Annotated in this window: 10 protein-coding genes; 3 read left to right on the top strand and 7 right to left on the bottom strand. The window is 72.0% G+C overall.

Features of this window, described 5'->3' with window-relative positions:
• Positions 1–72 precede the first annotated feature (72 nt).
• Entirely contained in the window at positions 73–1,485 is a 1,413-nt protein-coding gene (locus tag AC08OT_RS04015; protein WP_476594228.1) for a hypothetical protein, read from the top strand.
• Positions 1,486–3,357: 1,872 nt separating this feature from the next.
• Here AC08OT_RS04015 and AC08OT_RS04010 read toward each other — a convergent pair.
• From AC08OT_RS04010 to AC08OT_RS03990, 5 genes are all read right to left on the bottom strand, one after another.
• On the bottom strand, positions 3,358–4,590 hold the full coding sequence (locus tag AC08OT_RS04010; RefSeq protein WP_476602542.1) for a glycosyltransferase family 4 protein: 1,233 nt from the start codon (positions 4,588–4,590) through the stop codon (positions 3,358–3,360).
• 50 nt (positions 4,591–4,640) lie between these two features.
• On the bottom strand, positions 4,641–6,260 hold the full coding sequence (locus tag AC08OT_RS04005; RefSeq protein WP_476593403.1) for a glycosyltransferase: 1,620 nt from the start codon (positions 6,258–6,260) through the stop codon (positions 4,641–4,643).
• A complete protein-coding gene (locus AC08OT_RS04000; RefSeq protein ID WP_476593402.1) occupies positions 6,257–7,675 on the bottom strand; it encodes a glycosyltransferase family 2 protein in 1,419 nt (472 codons plus the stop codon). Before AC08OT_RS04000 ends, AC08OT_RS04005 begins: the two co-directional genes overlap by 4 nt.
• Positions 7,672–8,934, bottom strand: a complete 1,263-nt coding sequence (locus tag AC08OT_RS03995; RefSeq protein WP_476593401.1) for an ABC transporter ATP-binding protein — start codon at positions 8,932–8,934, stop codon at positions 7,672–7,674. Before AC08OT_RS03995 ends, AC08OT_RS04000 begins: the two co-directional genes overlap by 4 nt.
• Before the next feature lie 119 nt (positions 8,935–9,053).
• Positions 9,054–10,010 (bottom strand): ABC transporter permease, encoded by a 957-nt coding sequence (locus AC08OT_RS03990; RefSeq protein WP_476593400.1) that lies wholly within the window; start codon positions 10,008–10,010, stop codon positions 9,054–9,056.
• 487 nt (positions 10,011–10,497) lie between these two features.
• Between AC08OT_RS03990 and AC08OT_RS03985 the strand changes: the two genes are divergently transcribed.
• Both AC08OT_RS03985 and AC08OT_RS03980 read left to right on the top strand, forming a co-directional pair.
• Entirely contained in the window at positions 10,498–13,086 is a 2,589-nt protein-coding gene (locus AC08OT_RS03985) for an HAD family hydrolase (RefSeq protein WP_476595198.1), read from the top strand.
• Positions 13,083–14,537: a class I SAM-dependent methyltransferase gene (locus tag AC08OT_RS03980; RefSeq protein WP_476593398.1), complete on the top strand. Its 1,455-nt coding sequence runs from the start codon at positions 13,083–13,085 to the stop codon at positions 14,535–14,537. The genes AC08OT_RS03985 and AC08OT_RS03980 overlap by 4 nt, the downstream gene beginning before the upstream one ends.
• Here the strand turns inward: AC08OT_RS03980 and AC08OT_RS03975 are convergent.
• Both AC08OT_RS03975 and AC08OT_RS03970 read right to left on the bottom strand, forming a co-directional pair.
• Positions 14,519–16,873, bottom strand: coding sequence for a WD40 repeat domain-containing serine/threonine protein kinase (locus tag AC08OT_RS03975; RefSeq protein ID WP_476602547.1), 2,355 nt, complete (start codon positions 16,871–16,873; stop codon positions 14,519–14,521). The two genes, AC08OT_RS03980 and AC08OT_RS03975, sit on opposite strands and share 19 nt — an antisense overlap.
• A gap of 471 nt (positions 16,874–17,344) precedes the next feature.
• Complete coding sequence (locus AC08OT_RS03970; RefSeq protein ID WP_476602541.1) at positions 17,345–19,390, bottom strand: DUF2142 domain-containing protein; 2,046 nt, start codon at positions 19,388–19,390, stop codon at positions 17,345–17,347.
• Positions 19,391–19,624: the final 234 nt, after the last annotated feature.

Here is a 19,624-nt window from a genome sequence, read left to right as displayed (position 1 = left end):
CTGCGCGGGACGCCCCGTCGGCACGCGGTCTTTCTGCTGCTGGTCGCCGCCGGGATCGCTGCCCGGGTCCTGATGATCGTCACCTACCCGCCCGCGCTGATGTACCTCGGGGATTCGGCGGCCTACCTCGACCAGGCATGGCGGGACATCTGGCCGGGCGACTGGCGGCCATCGGGCTACCCGATGTTCCTGCGGATCCTCGACGGGCAGGCCCACCTGACGCGGGTCGTCGTCGTCCAGCACCTGCTCACGCTGGGCGCGGCGGTGGCGCTCTATGCGGTGGCGTTGCGGGTTGCTCGCCGGCCGTGGCTCGCCGCCCTCGCCGCCACCCCCGCCTTGCTCTCCCCGTGGGTGCTGGACCTCGGCCAGTTCGTCCTCGTCGACAGCCTGTTCGGGGTTCTCGTCTCGGTCGGCGTGGCGCTGCTCGCGTTACCGGGACGCCCTCGGCCCGTTGCCTGCGCCGCCGCCGGCCTGCTGCTCGGAGCCTGCCTGTGCGTGCGGACGGTGGGCTACGGCCCGCTGGCGGTCGGCCTGGTCGTCCTGCTCGGCACCGTGCTGGCCGACCGGCGGCGCGCGACTTCCCGAGCCGGGTCGGTTGCCGCTCCTCGGGCGGCCCGACCCGTCCTCGCCTTCGCGCTGGCCGCCGCCGCGCCGATCCTGGCCTACTCTGGGTGGAGCGCCTCGGCGGGAGGGGGCTTCGCCGTTTCCGCGCACTCCGGGTTCTTCCTGTACGGGCGGGTGGCGCCGTTCGCGGATTGTTCCGCGCTGTCGCGAGCGGACCTGCGCACCCTGTGCGACCCACGGCCGGTCGACCAGCGCGGTTCGCCGGTTCGCTACCTGTGGCCGGCCGACTCCCCTCTGCGCCAGGGGCACCGGCACATCCCACCGGGACGGGAGGACCTCGCGGCCGAGTTCGCGGGCGAGGTCGTGCGTGACCAGCCGTGGATGCTGGTGACGACGTCGGCCCGGTACCTCGTCGGCTATCTCTCCCCGGTCCGGCATGAGACGACGAAGACCTCGCGGGCGGATACCTGGGAACTGCCGTCCAGCGTGACCAACGTGCTGACCCCGGACGATCCGCATGCCGACGACGGCTATTTCGTCGCGACCGAGGTGCACAACCCCGCGGCGGGCTGGCTGGCCGTCTACTCCCGCCTGGCCTACGCTCCGATGCCGCTCGTCGGCCTGGGCCTGCTGGCGGGTCTCGCGGCAGTACTGCTCGAGGCCGTTCGCCGGGTGCGCAGGAGCGGGGTGACGGCAGCGTGGCTGGGGGGCGGGCGGCTGTTCTGGCTGGCCGCCGGGGCCGGCCTGTCGACCCTTGTGCTGTCCGCGCTGACCTCCGGATTCGACTACCGCTACCTCGCCGCGGTCATCGGGCCGATCGGATCGGCCGCGATCCTGGGCGTGGCCGGATTCGTTGCCGCGCTCCAAACCCGGACCGCCGGAGAGCGCCGGCCGCCGGATAACGGACCGCCGGACAGCTGACGCCAAGCGGACGATACCGTCGTATCCGCCAAACGATCGTCGCTGATGTTCGACGGGCTGACCGGCGTTGTGGCATGGTAGTCGGGGCGACACCGCCCGGCCGATGCTGAGAGGGTTGCCGACGTGCCTGGCGGGGATGCGTGGCAGGCGGTCGAAACCTCCACGCAGGTGCCTGGGATCGGTGCGGCGCCGGAGGCCTGGCGGGTGTCGGAGGTCCGGCGGGTGTCGGATCCGGGGCGGCGCTGGCTTGTGACCGGGGTGGTCGCGGCCGGCATGGTTTTCTCCGCGCTCGGCGTGCTCGTCGCCGCGGTCGTGCCTCCCTTCACCTCGGCCGACGAGGCACAGCACACCGCCTACGCGTTCGTCGTCGCCGACGGCTCGTTGCCCGTGCTCGACTCGCCCGTGCACTCCCGCATCCCGAGCATGCCGGGGCTGCCCGCCGACTGCGTGGTGTCGCCGCAGCAGGCGCGGGCCGCGGTGGCCTCCCACGTCGATCGGCTCTGCGGGGCGCGCCTCGGCCGACCACTGACGAATGTCGATCTCACCTACACCGCGAACCATCCACCGCTGTTCTACGCGGTCGAGGCCGTCCCGCTCCGGACGGGCGTCGCGCTGGATCATCCGCTGGTCGGTTTCCGGGCCGCCCGCCTTCTCAACGTGGCGTTCGGGATCACCGCGGTGATCGCGACCGCGGCGCTGGTCCGCGGTGTGCTGCCGGGGCGGCCCGGTGTCGCCGTCGGCGCGGCGGCGATCGTCGGCGTGGTCGGCATGTTCGTCCTCATCTCCGGCCAGGTCTACAACGACACCCTGGCGGTGGCGACCATTACCGGCCTGCTCGCGGTGGCCGTCGCGATCATCCGCCGGGGACCGGGACCGGGACCGGGACCGGGGCCGCGGACTCTGGCGGCGCTGGCGGTGCTCGGCCCGGCCGCGGCGGCGAGTCGGGCCAGTGGCGCGTTGGCCGTCGCGGTGGTCGTCCCGGCTCTCGGTGCCGCCGTCTCGATGCGGACGTCCGGTGGCCGGCTGCGGCGAGCCGGGCGTGGCCTAACGGCCGCGGTCACGCTCGTCGCGCTGACTTTCGCCGCGACCGGCTGGTTCTACCTGCGTAACGTGCGCCGGTACGGCGATCCCACCGCCTCGGGCCGGGTCGCCGAGATGTTCCCGATCCGCGATGGGCGGACGTCGGCCTGGCAGGTATTACGTGACAGCGACTTCTGGTGGCACGCCTACCGCGGGTTCTTCGGACGTCCCGTCCTGCTGACCGGTCACGCCCGGACGATCGCCGTCGGGGTCGCGGTCGTGACCGGCGCGGGCCTGGTGGCGGCGGGGGTTCGGGTCCTGGGCGCCCGGCTGCGGACCGCTGCACGCCCGGCCGCCCGGATCGCGGGTACCACCGAGGCCCGGCCGGTGGACGACGGGGTGGACGACGGGGTGGACGACGGGCACTCCGAGGAGGCGGATCCGCCGGGAGGCCGGCTGGCCGGCAGCGTCGTCATCGGCCTTCTGCTCACCCTGCACTGCCTGCTCGTCGTCGCCACCCTGGTGGGATACGTCGCCGTCGGAGGCGCGCCGTTCACCCGGTACCTGCTGCCGATGCTGCCGATCCTCGCCTTCGTCGTCGCGGCCTGCTGCGGGTCGTTGCCGCTGGGCCGCCGCGGCCTGCCGACGGTCGCGGTCGTCGCCGCGCTGGCGGCGCTCACCGTGGTCATGCTCATCCGTGACCTGGCATTCAAGCGGCCCGCGCTCGCCCCGCTGGCGAACCTGGACCGGCTGCGGGCCGCCTGGGACCAGACGGCCCCGGGCCCGCCCGACCTCGGGCTGTCGTGCCTGGCGGGATGGGCCGTTCTCGGCGGTGTCCTGCTCGTTGTCGCGTTATGGAAGCTCGGTGACCCGGCGGTAGACGGCCGCGGTGAGCTGCGCGGTGCGCCGCCAGGTGAACGTGCGGGCGTGCGCCCGGCCGGCGTCGGTGTCGCCGGGGGAGTCGAGCAGCTCCAGGATCGCCTCGGCGAGGTCGTCAGCGAACGAGTCGCGGTCGGTCTGCCGAACGAGCCGCACCGGACTGCTGGGCCGGGTGATGGCCCGTCCGGGGGCCTGGCCAGGGATCCGGCCGGCGGGGGCGGCGACGTCGACGAGAGCGGCGGTGACCTCCCGCACGGTCGGGATGTCGGCGGCGACCACCGGAGTCCCGGCGGCGAGCGCCTCCAAGGGGGGTAGACCGAAGCCCTCGTACCGGGACGGGAAGCACAGCACGCTCGCTCCGGCGACGGTCGTCCGCAGCGCCTCGCTGTCGAGGTAACCGGCGGCGACGACGGCGTCGGACGGCAGGTTCGCCAGGTCCAGCGCCGGTCCCCACCCCGGAGGCCCGACGAGCACCAACGGCGGAGCGTCGATTTTCGCCGCGTGCAGTCGGCGGACCGCCTCCAGCAGCGCCGGGAGGTTCTTGCGGGGCTCCACCGAACCGACGAACAGCAGGTACCGCTCGGGCAGGCCACGGGCCCTGCGCCAGGCGAGGCTCGGCTTCGCTGTGGTGAACCAGGCGTCGTCGACGCCGAGCGGCGTCGGGGTCACCAGTGCGGGGTCGAGCCGGTAGGCCGTCACCACCTCGTCGGCCACCGCGCGGCTGGGCGTCAGCACGGCGGACGCCCGGCGCAGGCCGCGGGGGACCAGATCGCTGTAGCGGGCGGACGCCCCCGTCACCGTGTCCGGGGTACGCAGGTAGGACAGGTCATGGATGGTCAGCACACCGCGGGCCCGGCGCAGGGGTGGAAGGACGAAGTTCGTCGCGTGCATGACGTCGGCGGGGCCGGTGAGCCACTCGACGGGCGGGTACTCCGAGCGGGCCCAGGCGTCCTGCAACAGCCGGGCCGGTGCCCGCCGGGCCGCCGTTCGCACCCCGGCCGGCAGCGCGCCCGGGAGCTCGCCCAACCCGCGCCAGGTGAACGCCGTCGCCGCGAGTTCCCACCCGGCCTCGGCTTCCCACCCGGCCCCGGCTTCCCGCCCGGGCTCGGTGGCGAGCCGGGCGAGCCCGGTCAGCAGATGCTCGGTGTAACGGCCGACCCCGGTGCGTTGCCCGAGCAACGGCGTGCCGTCCAGCACGACCCTCATGCCGGGATCACCCCCTCCTTTCCGGGAGTGCCACGCCACACCGCGCCGCTTCACCGCTCGTACAGCCCGTGCCGGGTGGCGATCTTCCGCCACTGCCGCGCGAACGCCGCATCGGAGAAGATCTGGGCGCGTTCGATCGCCGCGGCGGCGAGCCGACCGCGCAGACCGTCCTCGGCGGCGAGCCGGCGAGTGAAGGAGGCAACCTGCTCCGGGCCGGTCCATCGGTAGCCGTCGACCCCGTGCCGGACGATTTCTCGCTGGCCGGCCCGATCGATGACGACGGGAACGCAGCCCCCGGCCATCGCCTCGACGGTGGTCATCCCGAAGTGCTCCGCCGTCCAGGGACGCCGGTCGTCGTCCTCGCCGTACCCGGTGGCCGACCAGAACACCGAGCTGGTCGAGAGCAGCCGTTCGACCTCGGCGCGCGGGGCGTTGGGATGGATCTGCACCGGCAGCCCCGCGCCGGCCGCCCGGACCTGCTCCAGGTAGGGCAGTTGAGAGTCCTCACAGCCGCCGACGACGTGCATCGTCCAGTCGGGCAGGTCGCCCGCGCGGTACAGGTCGCCGAACCACTGCACCATCTCTAGCTGTCGCTTGGCGTGGCCGAGGCCGGGGGCGAAGAACCGGCCGACGGTGACGACGGCCTTCTCCCGCCGCGGCGCCGGATGCAGCCGTTCCACCTGGATGGGGGGGAACAGCAGGTCGGCGTCGCGCTTCCACAACCGGCGGATCCAGCCGCGGGTGAACCGCGAGTTGGCCATGACCACGTTGTAGCCGTCGAGGTAGCCGAGGTCGGCCGGGTCCCGCAGCAGCCAGGGGAAACGCAGCGGGAGCCGGGCGATCGGCCCCTCGCCACCGTCGGTGACCCGGGGCCGGCTCACCGCCACGCCGAGTTCGCGCACGTCTGCCGCGCCCGGCGAGAACGCGTCACTGACCAGGGTGAGCTCGGTACCGTTCGCCGACGGCGGCAGCGATACCTCGAACGGGGTGAAGTCGGTGCCGATCTGCAGCTTGGCCAGCACGCTGCCGTCGGCGTCGAGGAGGCGCAAGGCCGTGCCGACGGGCGTGCCGGGCCGGCCGATATCGGCGCGCAGGGTGCGCCGCTCGCCCGGGCTGACAGCGAGGATTCCCGCCCCGTTCGTCCAGGTCCACTGCCGGCGGCGGCCGCCCTCCGGCGGGTACCAGCCCTGGCCGAAGCTCACCGCCGGGCGAACCCCGCGCAGCAGCGGCCCGGCCGTGCGGACCGCGGCCTTACGCCAGGCCGCCATGTCGTGGTCGAACGGCGTCGGGAAGAAGCACAGGTACGCCGAGTGGCGGGCTTTCGGCATGATTCGGCTCATGTACGAACCGTTCACGAACAGGTCGTAGCGCCCGGAGAGGACGGCGATGGCCTCCTCGCCCCGGTCCGGCAACCGCACGTACCGGCAGCCGGCGAGATCCAGCCCGAGATGCTCGCCGAGCGCCGCGAGGTCGACCTCGGAGTGCCCGAGGAGGTCGACCGTGGCGCCCTCGGCGGCCAGTACCTGGGCGATCATGCCGTTGTGGCGTTCCCCGCCGCCCATGGAGTGCCAGAACCGGTTGTAGACCGCCGCCCGCACCCCGCCGACCGGTCGGTCGCCCTCGGCCGGTGCGTCGCCGGCCGGTTGGCCGGCTCTCGCGGGATCGTTCATCGGGACACCAGCCAGCTCTGCAGGCTCGCCCGCCGTTGCGCGGCGCTGCGCCCGATCTCGCGCCGGGCCCGCAGCATGTCGGGCAGCAGCCGCAGGTAGGAGCCGTACACTCGCAGCCGCAGCAGGGTCGGTCGGATCGCGGGTCGGCTGCGCGCGCGCTGTGCCTGGCGCAGCGTGCGCACCGCGATCGAGACCGTGGTCAGCGGGTAGCGGATCACGGCGGCCAGCGCCATCGGCGCGGTCGCGTCCTTGGTGAGCATCAGCAGCCGGTTGCGGTCGGTGTGGAAGACGAACAGCGGTGACCATTCGACGCTCGACGCCGAGTGGATGTGACGCAGCACCGCCCCCGGGACGTAGCGGATGCCGTACCCGCGGGCCCGGATCCGCCAGGACAGGTCGGTGTCCTCGTAGTAGAGGAAGAACGCGTCGTCGAACCAGCCGAGCTCGTGGCCGAGCGGCGAGCGGATCGCCATCCCGTTCCCGCAGGCGGTGAACACGTCCTCCGGCTGGTCGAACTGGCCGGCGTCGACCTGCTGGTAACCGCGGTCGGCACCGTAACCGTCGGTCAGGACGATGCCGCCGACGTTGTTGATGACGTCCACCCGCGGCGCCTCACCGCCGACGGTCAGCGACACCGTCGTCGACTCGGGGCCCACCGCGAGGTCCGCCCGCCCTCCGGCCGACGTGCCCGTCGGGCCGTCCCAGCTCAGGGTGACCTGTTTGCGCGATTCCGCAGCCCAGGTGAACCCGAGGGTGACCGGGCCGCCGTCGGGGATCGGCACGCACAGTTCGTCGTCCCCTCGGGTCCAGAAGTACGGCGAGCCGCTCGGTCCCTCGGCACCGTAGGTGAGTTTCTCCCAGAGCACCTCGCGCAGCGCCTCGCGCCCGTTCACCGTCACCGAGGACACCCGCACTCCCAGCTCGCGGGAGTCGTGCGGACCCGGGACGAAGGTCGGCGTGTGCAGCCTGATCCGCAGGAACCGGGGGAGGAAGACGACCTTGCCGGTGGTGGCGCCGAGATGCCGGCCGCCGGGCTCGTCGAACGGCGCCAGCAGCGCGGCGATCCAGGTGGGCTCGGGGATCGCGTCGTTGTTCACCAGGACCGCGAAGGGCGTCGTGACCTGGCGCAGCGCCAGGTTGTTGCCGCCGGCGAAACCGAGGTTGCGCTCCGCGGGCACCACGCGTACCCAGGGGTAGCGCTCGGCGAGCAGCTCCCGTGAGCCGTCGGACGAGGCGTTGTCGACTACCCAGGTTTGGTAGGCGAAATCCGCCTCCTGCTTGGCGATGCCGTCCAGGCAGGCCGGGAGGAGATGTGCGCCGTTCCAGTTGACGATCACGATGGTCGCCAGCGGCTCGGCGGTCTTCGACTCGGCGGCCGATCCCGCCGCCGGCCGGGTCGGGCGTTCCTCGCTCATCCGCGCAACCTCGCATCGTAGTCGACCTTGAGCAGTCCGTCCGCCTGCGCACCACCGACGCCGAACAGCTCCTCGAACCGGCGGGTGGTGACCGGGGCGCCGGTGGCGGCGTCCGAGACGTGCACCTTCACCGCGAAGGCGCCGAGCAGTTCGGGCAGGCGTGGTACCGAGAAGTCGACGATGTGGCGGCCCGGCCCGATAGCGAGCCCGCCGGGTGGCGTCTCCATCATCCAGATCGGTACCTCGCTCTGGCCGACGATGTAGGTGTGCAGGTACATGTGCTCGGGGGCACCCTCGGTGACGTCGAACTCGACGCTGACGGTGAGAGACTCGCCGGGGCCGTACTGCACGGTAGGCAGTCCGCCCGGCTTGTGGCTGAAGGTGACCGACTCCGGCCTGACCGTGGCGTACTGGTAGGAGACCGGTTCCCCCGCGGGCAGGCTGCCCAGCTTCTGCCGCAGCAGTTTGGTACCCACGGCCGGCGGGCCGTCGAAGAACAGCGACCCGGACTCCAGGACCAGGATGCGATCGCACATGTTCTCGATGAGGTCGAGGGAGTGCGTCACGAACAGGATCGTGCGGCCCTGCGCCCGGAATTCGGCGATCTTGGCCAGGCACTTGCGCTGGAACGCCTCGTCCCCGACGGCCAGGACCTCGTCGACGAGCAGCACGTCCGGGTCGACGTGCACGGCGACGGCGAAGCCGAGGCGGACGTACTGGCCCGACGAGTAGTGCTTGACATCATCGTCGATCTTGTGGCGCAGCTCGGAGAAGTCGACGATGGAGTCGAAGAGCTGATCGATCTCCCGTTTGGACAGCCCGAGCAGGGACGCGTTGAGGTAGACGTTGTCCCGGCCGGAAAGCTCGCCGTTGAACCCGGCACCGAGTTCGAGCAGCGAGGCGATCCGACCGTGCACCGCGACCCGTCCGTCCGTCGGGCGCAGGATCCCGGCGAGCACCTTGAGCAGCGTCGACTTGCCCGAGCCGTTCGCACCGGCGAGACCGACCGTCTGGCCTCGCCCGATCGTCACGTCGATGTCGCGCAGTGCCCAGAAGTCGTCCCCGGCGGGGCCGCCCCGACGGACGAACCGTTCCTTCAGACTGGTCGCCCGGTTGTGGTAGGAGACGAATTTCTTGCTCACTCCGGCGGCCTCGATCACCACGGGCGCCTCGCGCGCCGGGCCGGGTGGCGCGGCGGCCTCCCTGCCCTCGGGCGGGGCGGCGGGGCTCGGCGGGTACGCGGACGAGTGTCGGGCCACTACTGCTACTCCTTGCTGGCCGCCTGCGGACGTCCCATCATGATCGCACCGCGGTCGGCGTGCTGGCTCCCGGGGCCTTCGGCGGGCGACGAGGACAGGGCCGGTCCGCCACGGGCCGACTACAGATCCTCGGCGAAGTCCGCCTGCAGGGCGCGGAACACGTGCAGCCCCAGCCACAGCAGGACGAGGGAGATCACCCCGGCGACGGCGAGATGTTCCAGGTAGAACGTGTATCCCGGGTTCGCCAGGATGGGGGCGGAACCCGTCGAGTTACCCGGGGGTGGATCGTAGATCGCCCGCTGGAACGTGATGACCACGACGGCCATCGGGTTGAGCAGGTACACCCAGGTCAGGTCGGCCAACCTGTTCTGGATGAGGCCGAAGGCGTACACCATGGGATTCAGCCAGAACCAGGCGAGCAGCGCCACGTCGAGCAGATGGGCGGTGTCGCGGTAACGCACGTTGAGCGCGCTGACCAGCAGGGACAGCGCCACGGTGAAGGTGAGGGCGACGGCTCCGGCCGGGACGAGCAGCAGCAGCTCGGGGCCGAGCAGGCTGTAGCCGAGCGCGAGGATCACCACGAACAGGACCAGCAGCTGCAGCAGGAAGTGCACCGCGGCGAAGCCGACCGCCGACAGGGGGAGCACGGCGAGGGGAAAGCGGACTTTCTTGACGAGGTTCGCGTTCGCCACGACGCTGCCGCAGGACGCGGACACGCTGCCCGAGAAGGCGTTCCAGACGAGCAGTCCGGACATCAGGTAAATACCGAAGCGGGGGATTCCTGATTTCAGCACGATCTGGAACACGAAGGTATACACGACGAGAAGGAGCATGGGATTCGCCAGTGACCAGGCGAATCCCAGCGTCGATCCCTTGTATTTGATCTTGAGATCCTTGCGGATGAGATTGCGCAGCAGTTCCCAGCGCACCCTCGTCTGGGCCCGGCTGCGACGGGCCAGCCGACTCGAGTCCAGCGCGTGATGGTGCTCCGGCCCGGGCGGACCGGTCTCCGGCTCCGGGGCGGACGGAGCCATCGGCGCCCCCGCCGGCAGCGCGGCGTCAGCCAGATGTGACACGGCCCGCCCTCCCCGTCTCCCGAATGCGCGGGTACCGCTCGCCGCCATGGCGCGACTGGAGCTGCACCTGTCCGCTCCTCCTCGACACTCTGGCTCGACACTCCGGGGACCTGAACACTACCGAGACCGAGGCGTCCCTGGTTCGTCCCACGTCCAAGCGGGTTCCGCGACCCGGCCGGCCGTCTTTCCGGCTACCGAGAGTATCGCCCTGCTTACGGATGAATAATCAATGGTGTATAGGGTCGAACTGGCCCGCTTCTCGTCAGAATCGGACGGTACCGTGCCATCGCCGGGCGGGCGACGCCACCCACTCCGGTGGCCGACGGCCAGAGCACGGTTCATAGTATTGATCCGTCCATCTGGCTTCGGCCGGCCGAGACCGCGCGGGAGAATCCCGACGCACGCCGGCCGTCGTGGCTGACCCGGCGGAGGCGGTCGTAACCGGCCGCATGGAGCGGTCGTAACCGGCCGCACGGAGAGGACGGTCGTGTTCACCGACGTCCGGCTACGCGAAGTGTGGTCGCACCTGGAGTCGGGCGGGGCACAGGCCCTGACTCTGGATGTCTTCGACACCCTCCTGTGGCGCATGGTGCCAGAGCCCGCCCATGCCTTCGTGCTGTTGGGCCGGCGGCTCGCGGACGCGGGCCACCTGCCCGCCAGCGTCTCCCCGGGCGAGTTCGCCTGGCTGCGGGTCCACGCCGAGCAGCTGGCCCGCCTGCACGCCAGGGCCACCCGCGGTACCCATGAGGTGCGGCTGGACGAGATCTGGCAGCTGCTGCTGCCGGCGCTGCCCGGTGCCCTCGGCGTCCAGGACCTCCTGGACGCCGAGGTCGCGGTCGAACGCGAGCTCTGCCGCGCCGACCTCGCCGTGGTGGAGCTCGCCGAGCTCGCCATGACGAAGCTCGGCCTGCCGGTCTACCTGCTGTCCGACACGTACTTCTCGGCCGGCCAGCTCGAACGGCTGCTGAACCGGCCGGAGCTGGCCGGCGTGCCCTTCACCCACATCTTCACCTCCTCCGACGCGGGGACGTCGAAGAGCGACGGGCTGTTCCAGCACATGCTCGCCGCGTCGAACCTGCAGCCGTCCCGGGTCGTGCACCTTGGCGACCACCCCGTCGCCGACGTCGAGGGTGCCCGCGAGCACGGGCTTGTCGCCATCCATTACCCGAAGTACTCCGGGGCGCTGGAGCAGACCCTCGAGCTCGAGGGTCTGCGTAAGGCGCCGAGCGACGACCTCCCGATCGACCCGGTGGACGGCGACTACGGGATGACCGCGTTGCGGGCCCGGTCACTGCACCGTGCCGACGCCCTCGCGGTCCCCGCGGGGCTGCGCCGGTACTGGGAGGCCGGCGCGACGGTCTTCGGGCCGGTCTTCACCGGTTTCGCGGAGTGGGCCGTGGAACGGGCCCGTGACTTCGGCGCCGACCACATCCACTGCCTGATGCGGGAGGGTGACTTCCTTTCCCGCCTGCTCGTCGGTCCCGGCGAGGATGTCGGGGTCACCATTTCGACGCTGTGGGCGTCGCGGCAGGTGTGCGCGCTGGCCAACGTCTTCGAGGGCAACCCCGAGGAGCTCAGGAGCTTCCTGGTCCGTCGGCACGCGCCGAGTGTGGGGCAGCTGCTGCGCCAGCTCGGGGTCCGGCTGGAGAACGTCGCCGGCATCTCGGCGCTGGCCGACCGCCGCCTCGACGTGCCCGGCCTGCTCGACGACACCCTCGAGGCGCTCTGTTCCGATGAGCGGATCCGCAGCGAGATCGTGCTGACCGCGTCCCGCCTGCGTGAGCGTTACGTGCGCTACCTCGACAGCCAGCTACCCGAGAGCGGCCGGGTCGTCTTCCTCGACCTGGGCTGGGGCGGGACCATCCAGGCGCTGCTCACCCGGCTGCTCGCCTCCACCGGCCGCGGGCTGGACATCCTCGGCCTGTACCTGGCTACGAACCAGGCGGCGATGACGCACCGGTTGGCCGGTCTGGAGCTGGAGGGATATCTTGCGACAAGCGGTCAGCCCGAGACCCTGGCGAACCAGCTCATGCGTAGCCCCGAGGTACTCGAGCAGCTCTGCATGCCCGACGTCGGGTCACTGGTCTCCTTCGACGAGATGGGTAATCCGGTGCTCAGCATCGACCGGACCTCGCGGACGCAGGTCGCCCAGCGAGCCGCCGTCCAGGACGGCGTCCTGGCCTTCCAGCGGGAATGGCTGCGTTACCGGCGCTCGGAGACCCCGATGCCGTCGCTGGCCTGCGCCGGGGCGCGCCAGGCGGGACTGCGGACGCTGACCCGCTTCGTCGCCCGGCCGACCGCGGTGGAGGCCGCGGCCTTCGGTGCCTGGGCGCACGACGACAACTTCGGCTCCGACGCCACCGAGGGCCTGCTGCCGCCGGAGCTGGTCCGCCGGATGCCGTACCTCACCCCGGCCGACATCGACCGGATCTCCATGCGTGAGCTCTACTGGCCCGCCGGGGTGGCCGGGGTCGCGAACCGGCCGCTGGCGGTGATCAGCGGGCTGGCCGCCGCCGCGGGCATCCCGCCGGAGGAGGTCTCGCCCGAGGCCGCCGCGGGGCCCGTGGAGGTCTACATCGACACGGGCGGGGACTTCGTCAATGGTCCGAAGGAGACGGCGGTCACCCGGTCGGCCCGCGACGGCCTGTCGATCGTCCGGCTCAGCCTGGAGGCGGTCGGGGCACGCCGGATCCGCATCGACCCGGCGGGTCGGCGCGGTCTGCTCCGCCTGGACTGGCTGACGCTGTCCTTTCATATCAACAACACCCCAGAGCCGGACAAGATAACCATCACCTCGCTGGACGATTCCGCCCAGCGGCTCGCACTCCTCGGCGGCCGGCTGCTCCAGCCGAACCTGGTGGAGATCACCGGGGACGACCCACAGTTCGTCTACACGATCGACCTCGCCACGCAGCCGCAGCTCGCCGGGGTCTACGCCCTCGACGTCGAGCTGGCGTTCGGCTGGATGGGCATCCGGGGTGATCCGCTGGCTCTGCCCGCGGCGGAGCCCGCCCGCGACGGCCTGCCGCTGCGGGCGGCCCGCAAGATCCGGCGCGAGCTCGGGGGACCGCGGTGACGGACCGCCCGGACTCAGAGCGCAGCGAGGTTCGGGACAGTTTCGCCGAGCTCGCCGCCGTCGCCGCCGGAATGGACGCGGGAACGGACCTCGAGGCCCGACCGGGCACCGGACCAGGCACCCGACCGGGCACCGGACCAGGCACGGCGCTCACCCGGCAGAGCGATCACGCCGTCGAGGTCGGGGACGCCGCCGAACCCACGCTGGCGCCCCTGCTCCTGCACTCCCTGTCCGATCTGCGCGAGATCTGGGTGCCGCTGCTGGAGGCGTCCGGGGCGCGCAGCATCGCGGAGATCGGTTCCGAGAGCGGGGTCACCACCTCGCTCCTCGTCGACCTGCTGCGCCGTGGCGGTGGCGGGCGGTTAGTGGTCATCGATCCCGAGCCCGGGGTGTCGCCGGCCTCCGGCGGGGGCCTCGACGTGCACGTGATCCGGGGGCACAGCCCGCAGGCGCTCGACGGCCACGCGCCGACCGACGCCTACCTCATCGACGGGGACCACAACTACGCCACCGTGCACGGCGAGCTCACCGAGATCGACCGCGCGGTCACCTTGTTCGGCCGGTCCTACTTTCCCCTGGTGATCCTGCACGACGTCGGCTGGCCGGCCGGCCGGCGCGACCAGTACTACAACCCCGACCGCATTCCCGAGGACGCCCGGCAGTCGCACTCGTGGGACGTCGGTGTCGAGATCGACAACAGGGAGACGGTTCCCGGGGGATTTCGGGGCATGGGAGCCTTTGCCTGGGCGCTGACCGAGGGCGGTCCGCGTAACGGGGTGCGCACGGCCGTCGAGGACTTCGTCGCCGACCACCCCGACCTGCGTTTCTTCACCGTGGCACCGATCTTCGGGTTGGGCGTGGTGATCGACCGGCGGGCTCCCTGGGCGCGTCGCGTCGCCGACCTGCTCACTCCGTGGGTGTCCAACCGGTTACTTTCCCGCCTGGAACGCAACCGCATCGACCTCTACCTGCACGTCCTGCGGTTGCAGGACACCGCGGCCGCGGTCGCCCGGGCGCGGCAGCGGGAGTGGGCGCGCCTGGACGACGAGCGCAGCCGGCTCGCGGCGATCGCGCTTGAGCACCTGCACCGCATCGCCCAGCTCGAGCAGGAGGTCGCCGAGCTCCGCCGGCACGAGCAGGAACGCGAGGAGCGGTGGGCCCAGAGCCACTGGGCGGCCGCGGACGTCGACGAGCCCAAGCTGATGCAGGTCGCGCGGATCGCGAACTCGGTGCTGCGGTCCCGGCTGAGCACCACCGGACAGGACCGCCTGGCGAGGGTGCAGACGCGGATCGCCGAGAGCGGTGTCGCGGGTCGTGGCGCCCTGCCCGCTCTGCGGCGCCGCTCGGCCGCCCCGGCGCCACCCCCGCCGGCAGCGCCGCCGGGCACGCGGCGACCGCCGTGGGACCGGACCTCGGACCGGACCTCGGGTGGTCAGCAGACCGGTTGGTAGGGCACGTCCGAGATGTGGCGCTGCCATTCGGCATCGGTGATCTGCTTCGACGGGTCGGCGCACGCGGCGGCGATCAGGTCGGCGTCACCGATCCGGCTGATGCGCACGGTGTAGTCGTCGCTTGCCGTGGCGATGCCCTGGCTGTCCGGTGTCCACGCCAGGGCCTGGACCCAGTCCCCGTGCCCGGTGATGGTGCCGATCGCCGGCTGCCGGCCCGGTTCGGTGACATCCCACAGGTGCACCGTGGTGTCCCAGCCCGCGGTGGCCAGGGTCCTGCCGTCCGGGCTGAACGCCACGTCGAACACCCATTTCTCGTCGGCAGGGAAGGAGGCGGTGGCCGCCGGCCGGGACGGGTTGGTGATGTCCCAGATTCGGGCCGTACCGTCATAGGCGCCCGTGGCGAGGCGCCGGCCGTCCGGGCTGAAGGCGACCGCCCACACGTAGTCGGTGTGCGCGGTGATGGCCGTGAGCGGTCGCGGCCGGCGCGGATCGGTGACGTCCCACAGCCGGGCCGTCCGGTCGGCGCTGGCGGTCGCCAACAGGTGACCGTTCGGGCTGAATGCGACCTCGTTCACCCAACTGGTGTGGCGGTCGAGCACGGACAGTTGACTGGGGCGGCGCGGATCGGTGACGTCCCACAGCCGGGCCGTGTTGTCATAGCCCGAGGTGGCGAGTACCTTCCCGTCCGGGCTGAACGCGGCGTCGAGCACCCAGCCGTTGTGCCCGAGGATGACGGAGAGTTCGACGGGGCGGCGCGGATCGCTGAGGTTCCACAGGATCACCGACCGGTCGTAGCTGACCGTGGCGAGCAGCCGTCCGTCCGGGCTGAACGCCGCGTCGAGCGTCCACGAGGTGTGCCTGGCCAGGGTGGCGAGCTTCACCGGATGGGAACGCGCGGAGATGTCCCACAGCTGGACGAGGTTGTCGGCACCGGTCGAGGCCAGCAGGCGCCCGTCCCGGCTGATGTCCATACCGAGCGCCGACTGCGTGTGCCCGTCGAGCACCGTCGCCGTCGCGGCGGCGAAGGAGGTGCGCAGCCCGGCGCGGGCCTCCCACACCGGGCTGATGCGGTAGGCCGCCAGGGACAGCCGGGCGGCCAGGTCCGCATCAGAGTTGCGGACGGCCTCGGCGGCCAGAGCGACGCGAGCGGCCGTCTCCTCCCGGCTCGGCCGCCGGTCACTGCCGGTGGTGAGCGCGAATGGCATGAGGGCCGCGATGAGCAGGACCGCGAGGACCGGGGCGGCCAGCAGCGCGACGCGGCGCCAGTTCCACCGGCCGCGGTCCCGTGCCGACGGGTCGACGGGCGGCCCGGCGCCGACCGGCTCGCCCGAGGCAGACCCGCCCGGATCAGGGTCGACGGGCGTGAAGCCCCGGTTCGCCCTGCCTCCGGTCGCCGCTAGCCCGGTGGGTTCGTCCCCGGTCTCGTCACGACCCGCGCCGGGCGGTCCCTCCAACTCCGCCTCGGTGGGCGGATCCGATCTCTGTCCGGGCGCGGAGCGGTCCGGGTCGGTCCGTTGCGGGGGCGCGGGCATCGATGCCCCGGCACGGATGACGCGGGTCACCTCCGGGTCGGGATGCGTGGTCGGGCCCATTCCGACCAGACGCAGGAACAGTTCCTGGGCACTCGGCCGGGTGGCCGGGTCCTTGCGCATGGCCTCTTCGACGATCGGCCGCAGGGCTGGAGCGAGACCGTCGAGCAGTGGTTCGCGGTGTACGACGCGGTAGAGCTGCACCGGCGTCGGCCCGTCCCCGAAGGGGAAGGAGCCGGTGCCCGCATAGGTCACCAGGCCACCCCATGCGAAGACGTCCGCCGCCGCCGTCACCGGCTCGCCGTTGGCCTGCTCCGGGGCCATGAACGCCGGTGTACCGATCCGCTGGATCTCCTGGCTGAGCATCGTCGGGGCGTCCAGCGCCCGGGCGATGCCGAAGTCGATGACGCGGGGGCCCAAGGCTGAGAGCAGCACGTTGGACGGCTTGAGATCACGGTGTACGAGGCCGGCGCCGTGGATGGCGGTCAGCGCCGCGGCCACGCTGACCGCGACGCGCTCCAGGTCGGCCGACCGCAGTGGGCCGGCCGCGGCCACCGTCTGGGCGAGGGTGAGGCCGTCGATGTACTCGGTGATGAGGTAGGGCCGCCCGCCCGGCGGATCGACGACATCGAGTACCTCGGCGGTGCAGAAGCGGGCGACCCGGCGCGCGATGTCGGCCTCCCGGCGGAACCGGGCCCGGAACTCGGGCACCCGGGCCAGGTCAGGTCGAATGACCTTGACCGCGACGAGCCGGCCGGCGTACTCGGCGACGTCCGGCCTGCTCCGCCCGAGGAAGACGGTCCCCATCCCGCCCTCCCCGAGGCGCCCCAGCAGCGTGAACTGGCCCAGTTCGGTCGGGTCGCTGCTGTCGAGGGGCTCCATGGGCGGTGCCGTCAGACCGCTGCCGCCCACCGGGTCGAAGTCCGGCGCCGAGGGTGTCCCCCGTCCCGACCGAGCGACGGGCCCGGAGGGCGTCTCGGGCGCCAGGGGGTTCGCCCCGGAGGCGGGGCCGGGTGGAGCGGGCGATGCGGACGGGGGCGCCACCGTCCGCGCGTTGCCCGTCTCCCGCTTGCGGCGCAAGACCCCTCCCGAACCGAGATGGTTGACATCGCGGATCCTATGCGCCTCCGAATCACCATCCGAGGCCCCCGAGCTCCGATGCGCAGCGCCGCCGTGGCCGGTTGCGCCTTGTCCGAGGCTCGGGATTCAGTGTGACTCTTCGTGAGTGAACGCGCACGATGGTCGGATGGTTTCCGGTTCCTTGTCGGCGATGCCGGATCAGGGGGAGTGCGGAGGCCCTGCGGCGGAGGGGCCCTGGCCGGTGGGCTCCGGGCCCGTACCGGCCGCCGGGCCCGAGCCGGTGACCGCCTTCGAGCCGGTGGTGGCATCCGGCGCGGCGGCGCGCCGCGGCCGTTCCGGCGACGGCAGGTGCGACGGGTACGGCGCGAGCGGTGGAGCCGGTCGCTGTCCCGTCGATGGTGACCGTCCCTTTGACGGGGCCGGACCGCCGGTGACAAGGACCCCGATGCAGCAGGCCAGGGCCGCCACGGCGAGGACGCACACCGCGCCGGCAAGCCATTTCGGGGTGCCCTCCGACCACGGTGCCCACGCCGCCATCGCGTCCCACGCGTCGCCGAGGTCGCCGCCCTCGAGTTGCCAGAAGTGCGGAAACACCATCGAGATCGCCCAGGCCTGCAGGGTGGTCGCGCCGGCCAGGAAGAGCAGCGGCATGATCCGGGAGAGATGGCGGCCGGTCGCCGCCGCGCCCATCCCGACCCCGATCGCCAGCGACGCCAGGCCCGCATACAGGTAGCGGCCGGAGATCCCGCTGACGTGGAAGTACCTGTCGAAGTTCTTCGCGGACTGCAGGGTCATCAGGCCGAACAGCGCCCAGGTAGGCCAGAGCAGGAACAGCAGGTCCACCCGGATGCGTCCGGTCCGGGCCCGGATGAGGGCGAGGGCGAAGAAGACGATGACGACGGCGGTGCCCGTGCGCACCGGGACCGTCGTCAGGTTGACCTCGAACCATCCGAAGGATCCCCACCAGCGCAGGATCGTTCCGTTGATCAGCAGCTCGGTGTAGGCACCCCAGTCGTCGCTCAGATACTGGCCGAGGGGGAATCCCGGCGTCTCCGGTTGGAAGGTGCCGTAACGGACGATGTTGACGATCCACCACCAGCCGCCGAGCGCGATCGCCAGCGCGCCGCCGAGCAGCAGTTGGCGCCAGGGCACGCGAAGCGCGGAGGCGGGTGGTCCCGTGGGTCCGGCCTCGGCGAGCAGGAAGGGCTCCGTCTCGGTGGGGTGAGAGCCGGTTGCATGTGGGCTGGTTGTGCGGGGGTCGGCGGGGGGGTAAGGGGCGGCCGGGTAGGGGGCGATGGCGGCCGGTCCGGTCGCCGCCACGGCGGCCGCTGGTCCCTGCGCCCACGGAGCCCGGGCGTCGCGTTGGGCCCGGCCCCAGGCGACGAGGTAGGCCAGCGCCGCCATGGGGACCAGCATGATCGCCAGTGACTTCGTCAGAAGGGCGAGGCCGACGAAGACCCCCGTCCAGGCCGCGGTGCGCAGGGAGGTGTCCCCGCGCAGCACGTAGACGATCGAGACCGTGGCCAGGCCGCTGGTCAGAACCAGCAGGTTGTCGTTGTTGACGCTGGATCCGATGTGGGTGAGCTGGGGGATCCCGAGCGGTACCAGGGCGGCACAGATCCCCGCCACCCGGCTGCCACCGCTGAGCCGGTTCGCCCCGGCCCAGGCGAGCAACGGCAACGGCGCGACCATTGCCACGCTGACCAGGCGCAGGATCCCGATGATCTCGTCCCAGCGCAGGTGGTCGCCACCGCCGGGGACGGCCTTGAGAATCATGGCGTCAACCCAGTAGTACAGCGGGGGATGCTGCACGAGCTGCTGGATGCCACCCTTCGGCGCCGGCGTCCGGTCCAACTCCTCCCAGCTGGGACGATCGTGGCGGGGGACGGCGTCGGCCGCGGTGAACGGGCCGGCTGACAGGTCGCGGGGCCGCTCCTCGGATCCGTAGGGGGCGGCCATGATCGCCCCTACGCCACCTTGCGTCACGATCGCACGGCCCGGATGCGGCCAGCCCTTGCCCTCGACGAGCCGCATCACAGCGTCCACGTGGTTCGGTTCGTCGGGCGCATGGTATTGCGGCATCATCACCGACCAGCCGGCCAGCAGCGCGGTGAAGAGCAGAGTGATCACCCAGATGGCCGCAGGGGTGGTGCGGAGAATCCCCCACGGCCGGAAGCGCGTCCCCATCGGGAACACGTCTCCGCCGGCCTTGGCGTCGGCGCGGGCCGTTGCGGTCGAATCCACAGAGTCACCCACGAGTGGCAGAGTCCCATCGGACGAAGGTGGAGTCATGCTACGGACCCCCGATTCCCCGTCGGCATCATGGGTGCCCTCCTCCCGTCAGCCCTGGTCGCGCACGGTGGTGCGGGTGCTTCCGGGCGGGTGTCCAGACCGTTGTCGCGGTGTTCCCGGACCGGCGGTGTTCCCGGACTGGCGGCAATGCCATTTCCGCTAAGTTGATCAAGCTGCGGTCTGGGG

Source organism: Frankia sp. CgJB1 (genome assembly GCF_977947065.1).
This window is presented reverse-complemented; position numbering and strand designations above follow the sequence as displayed.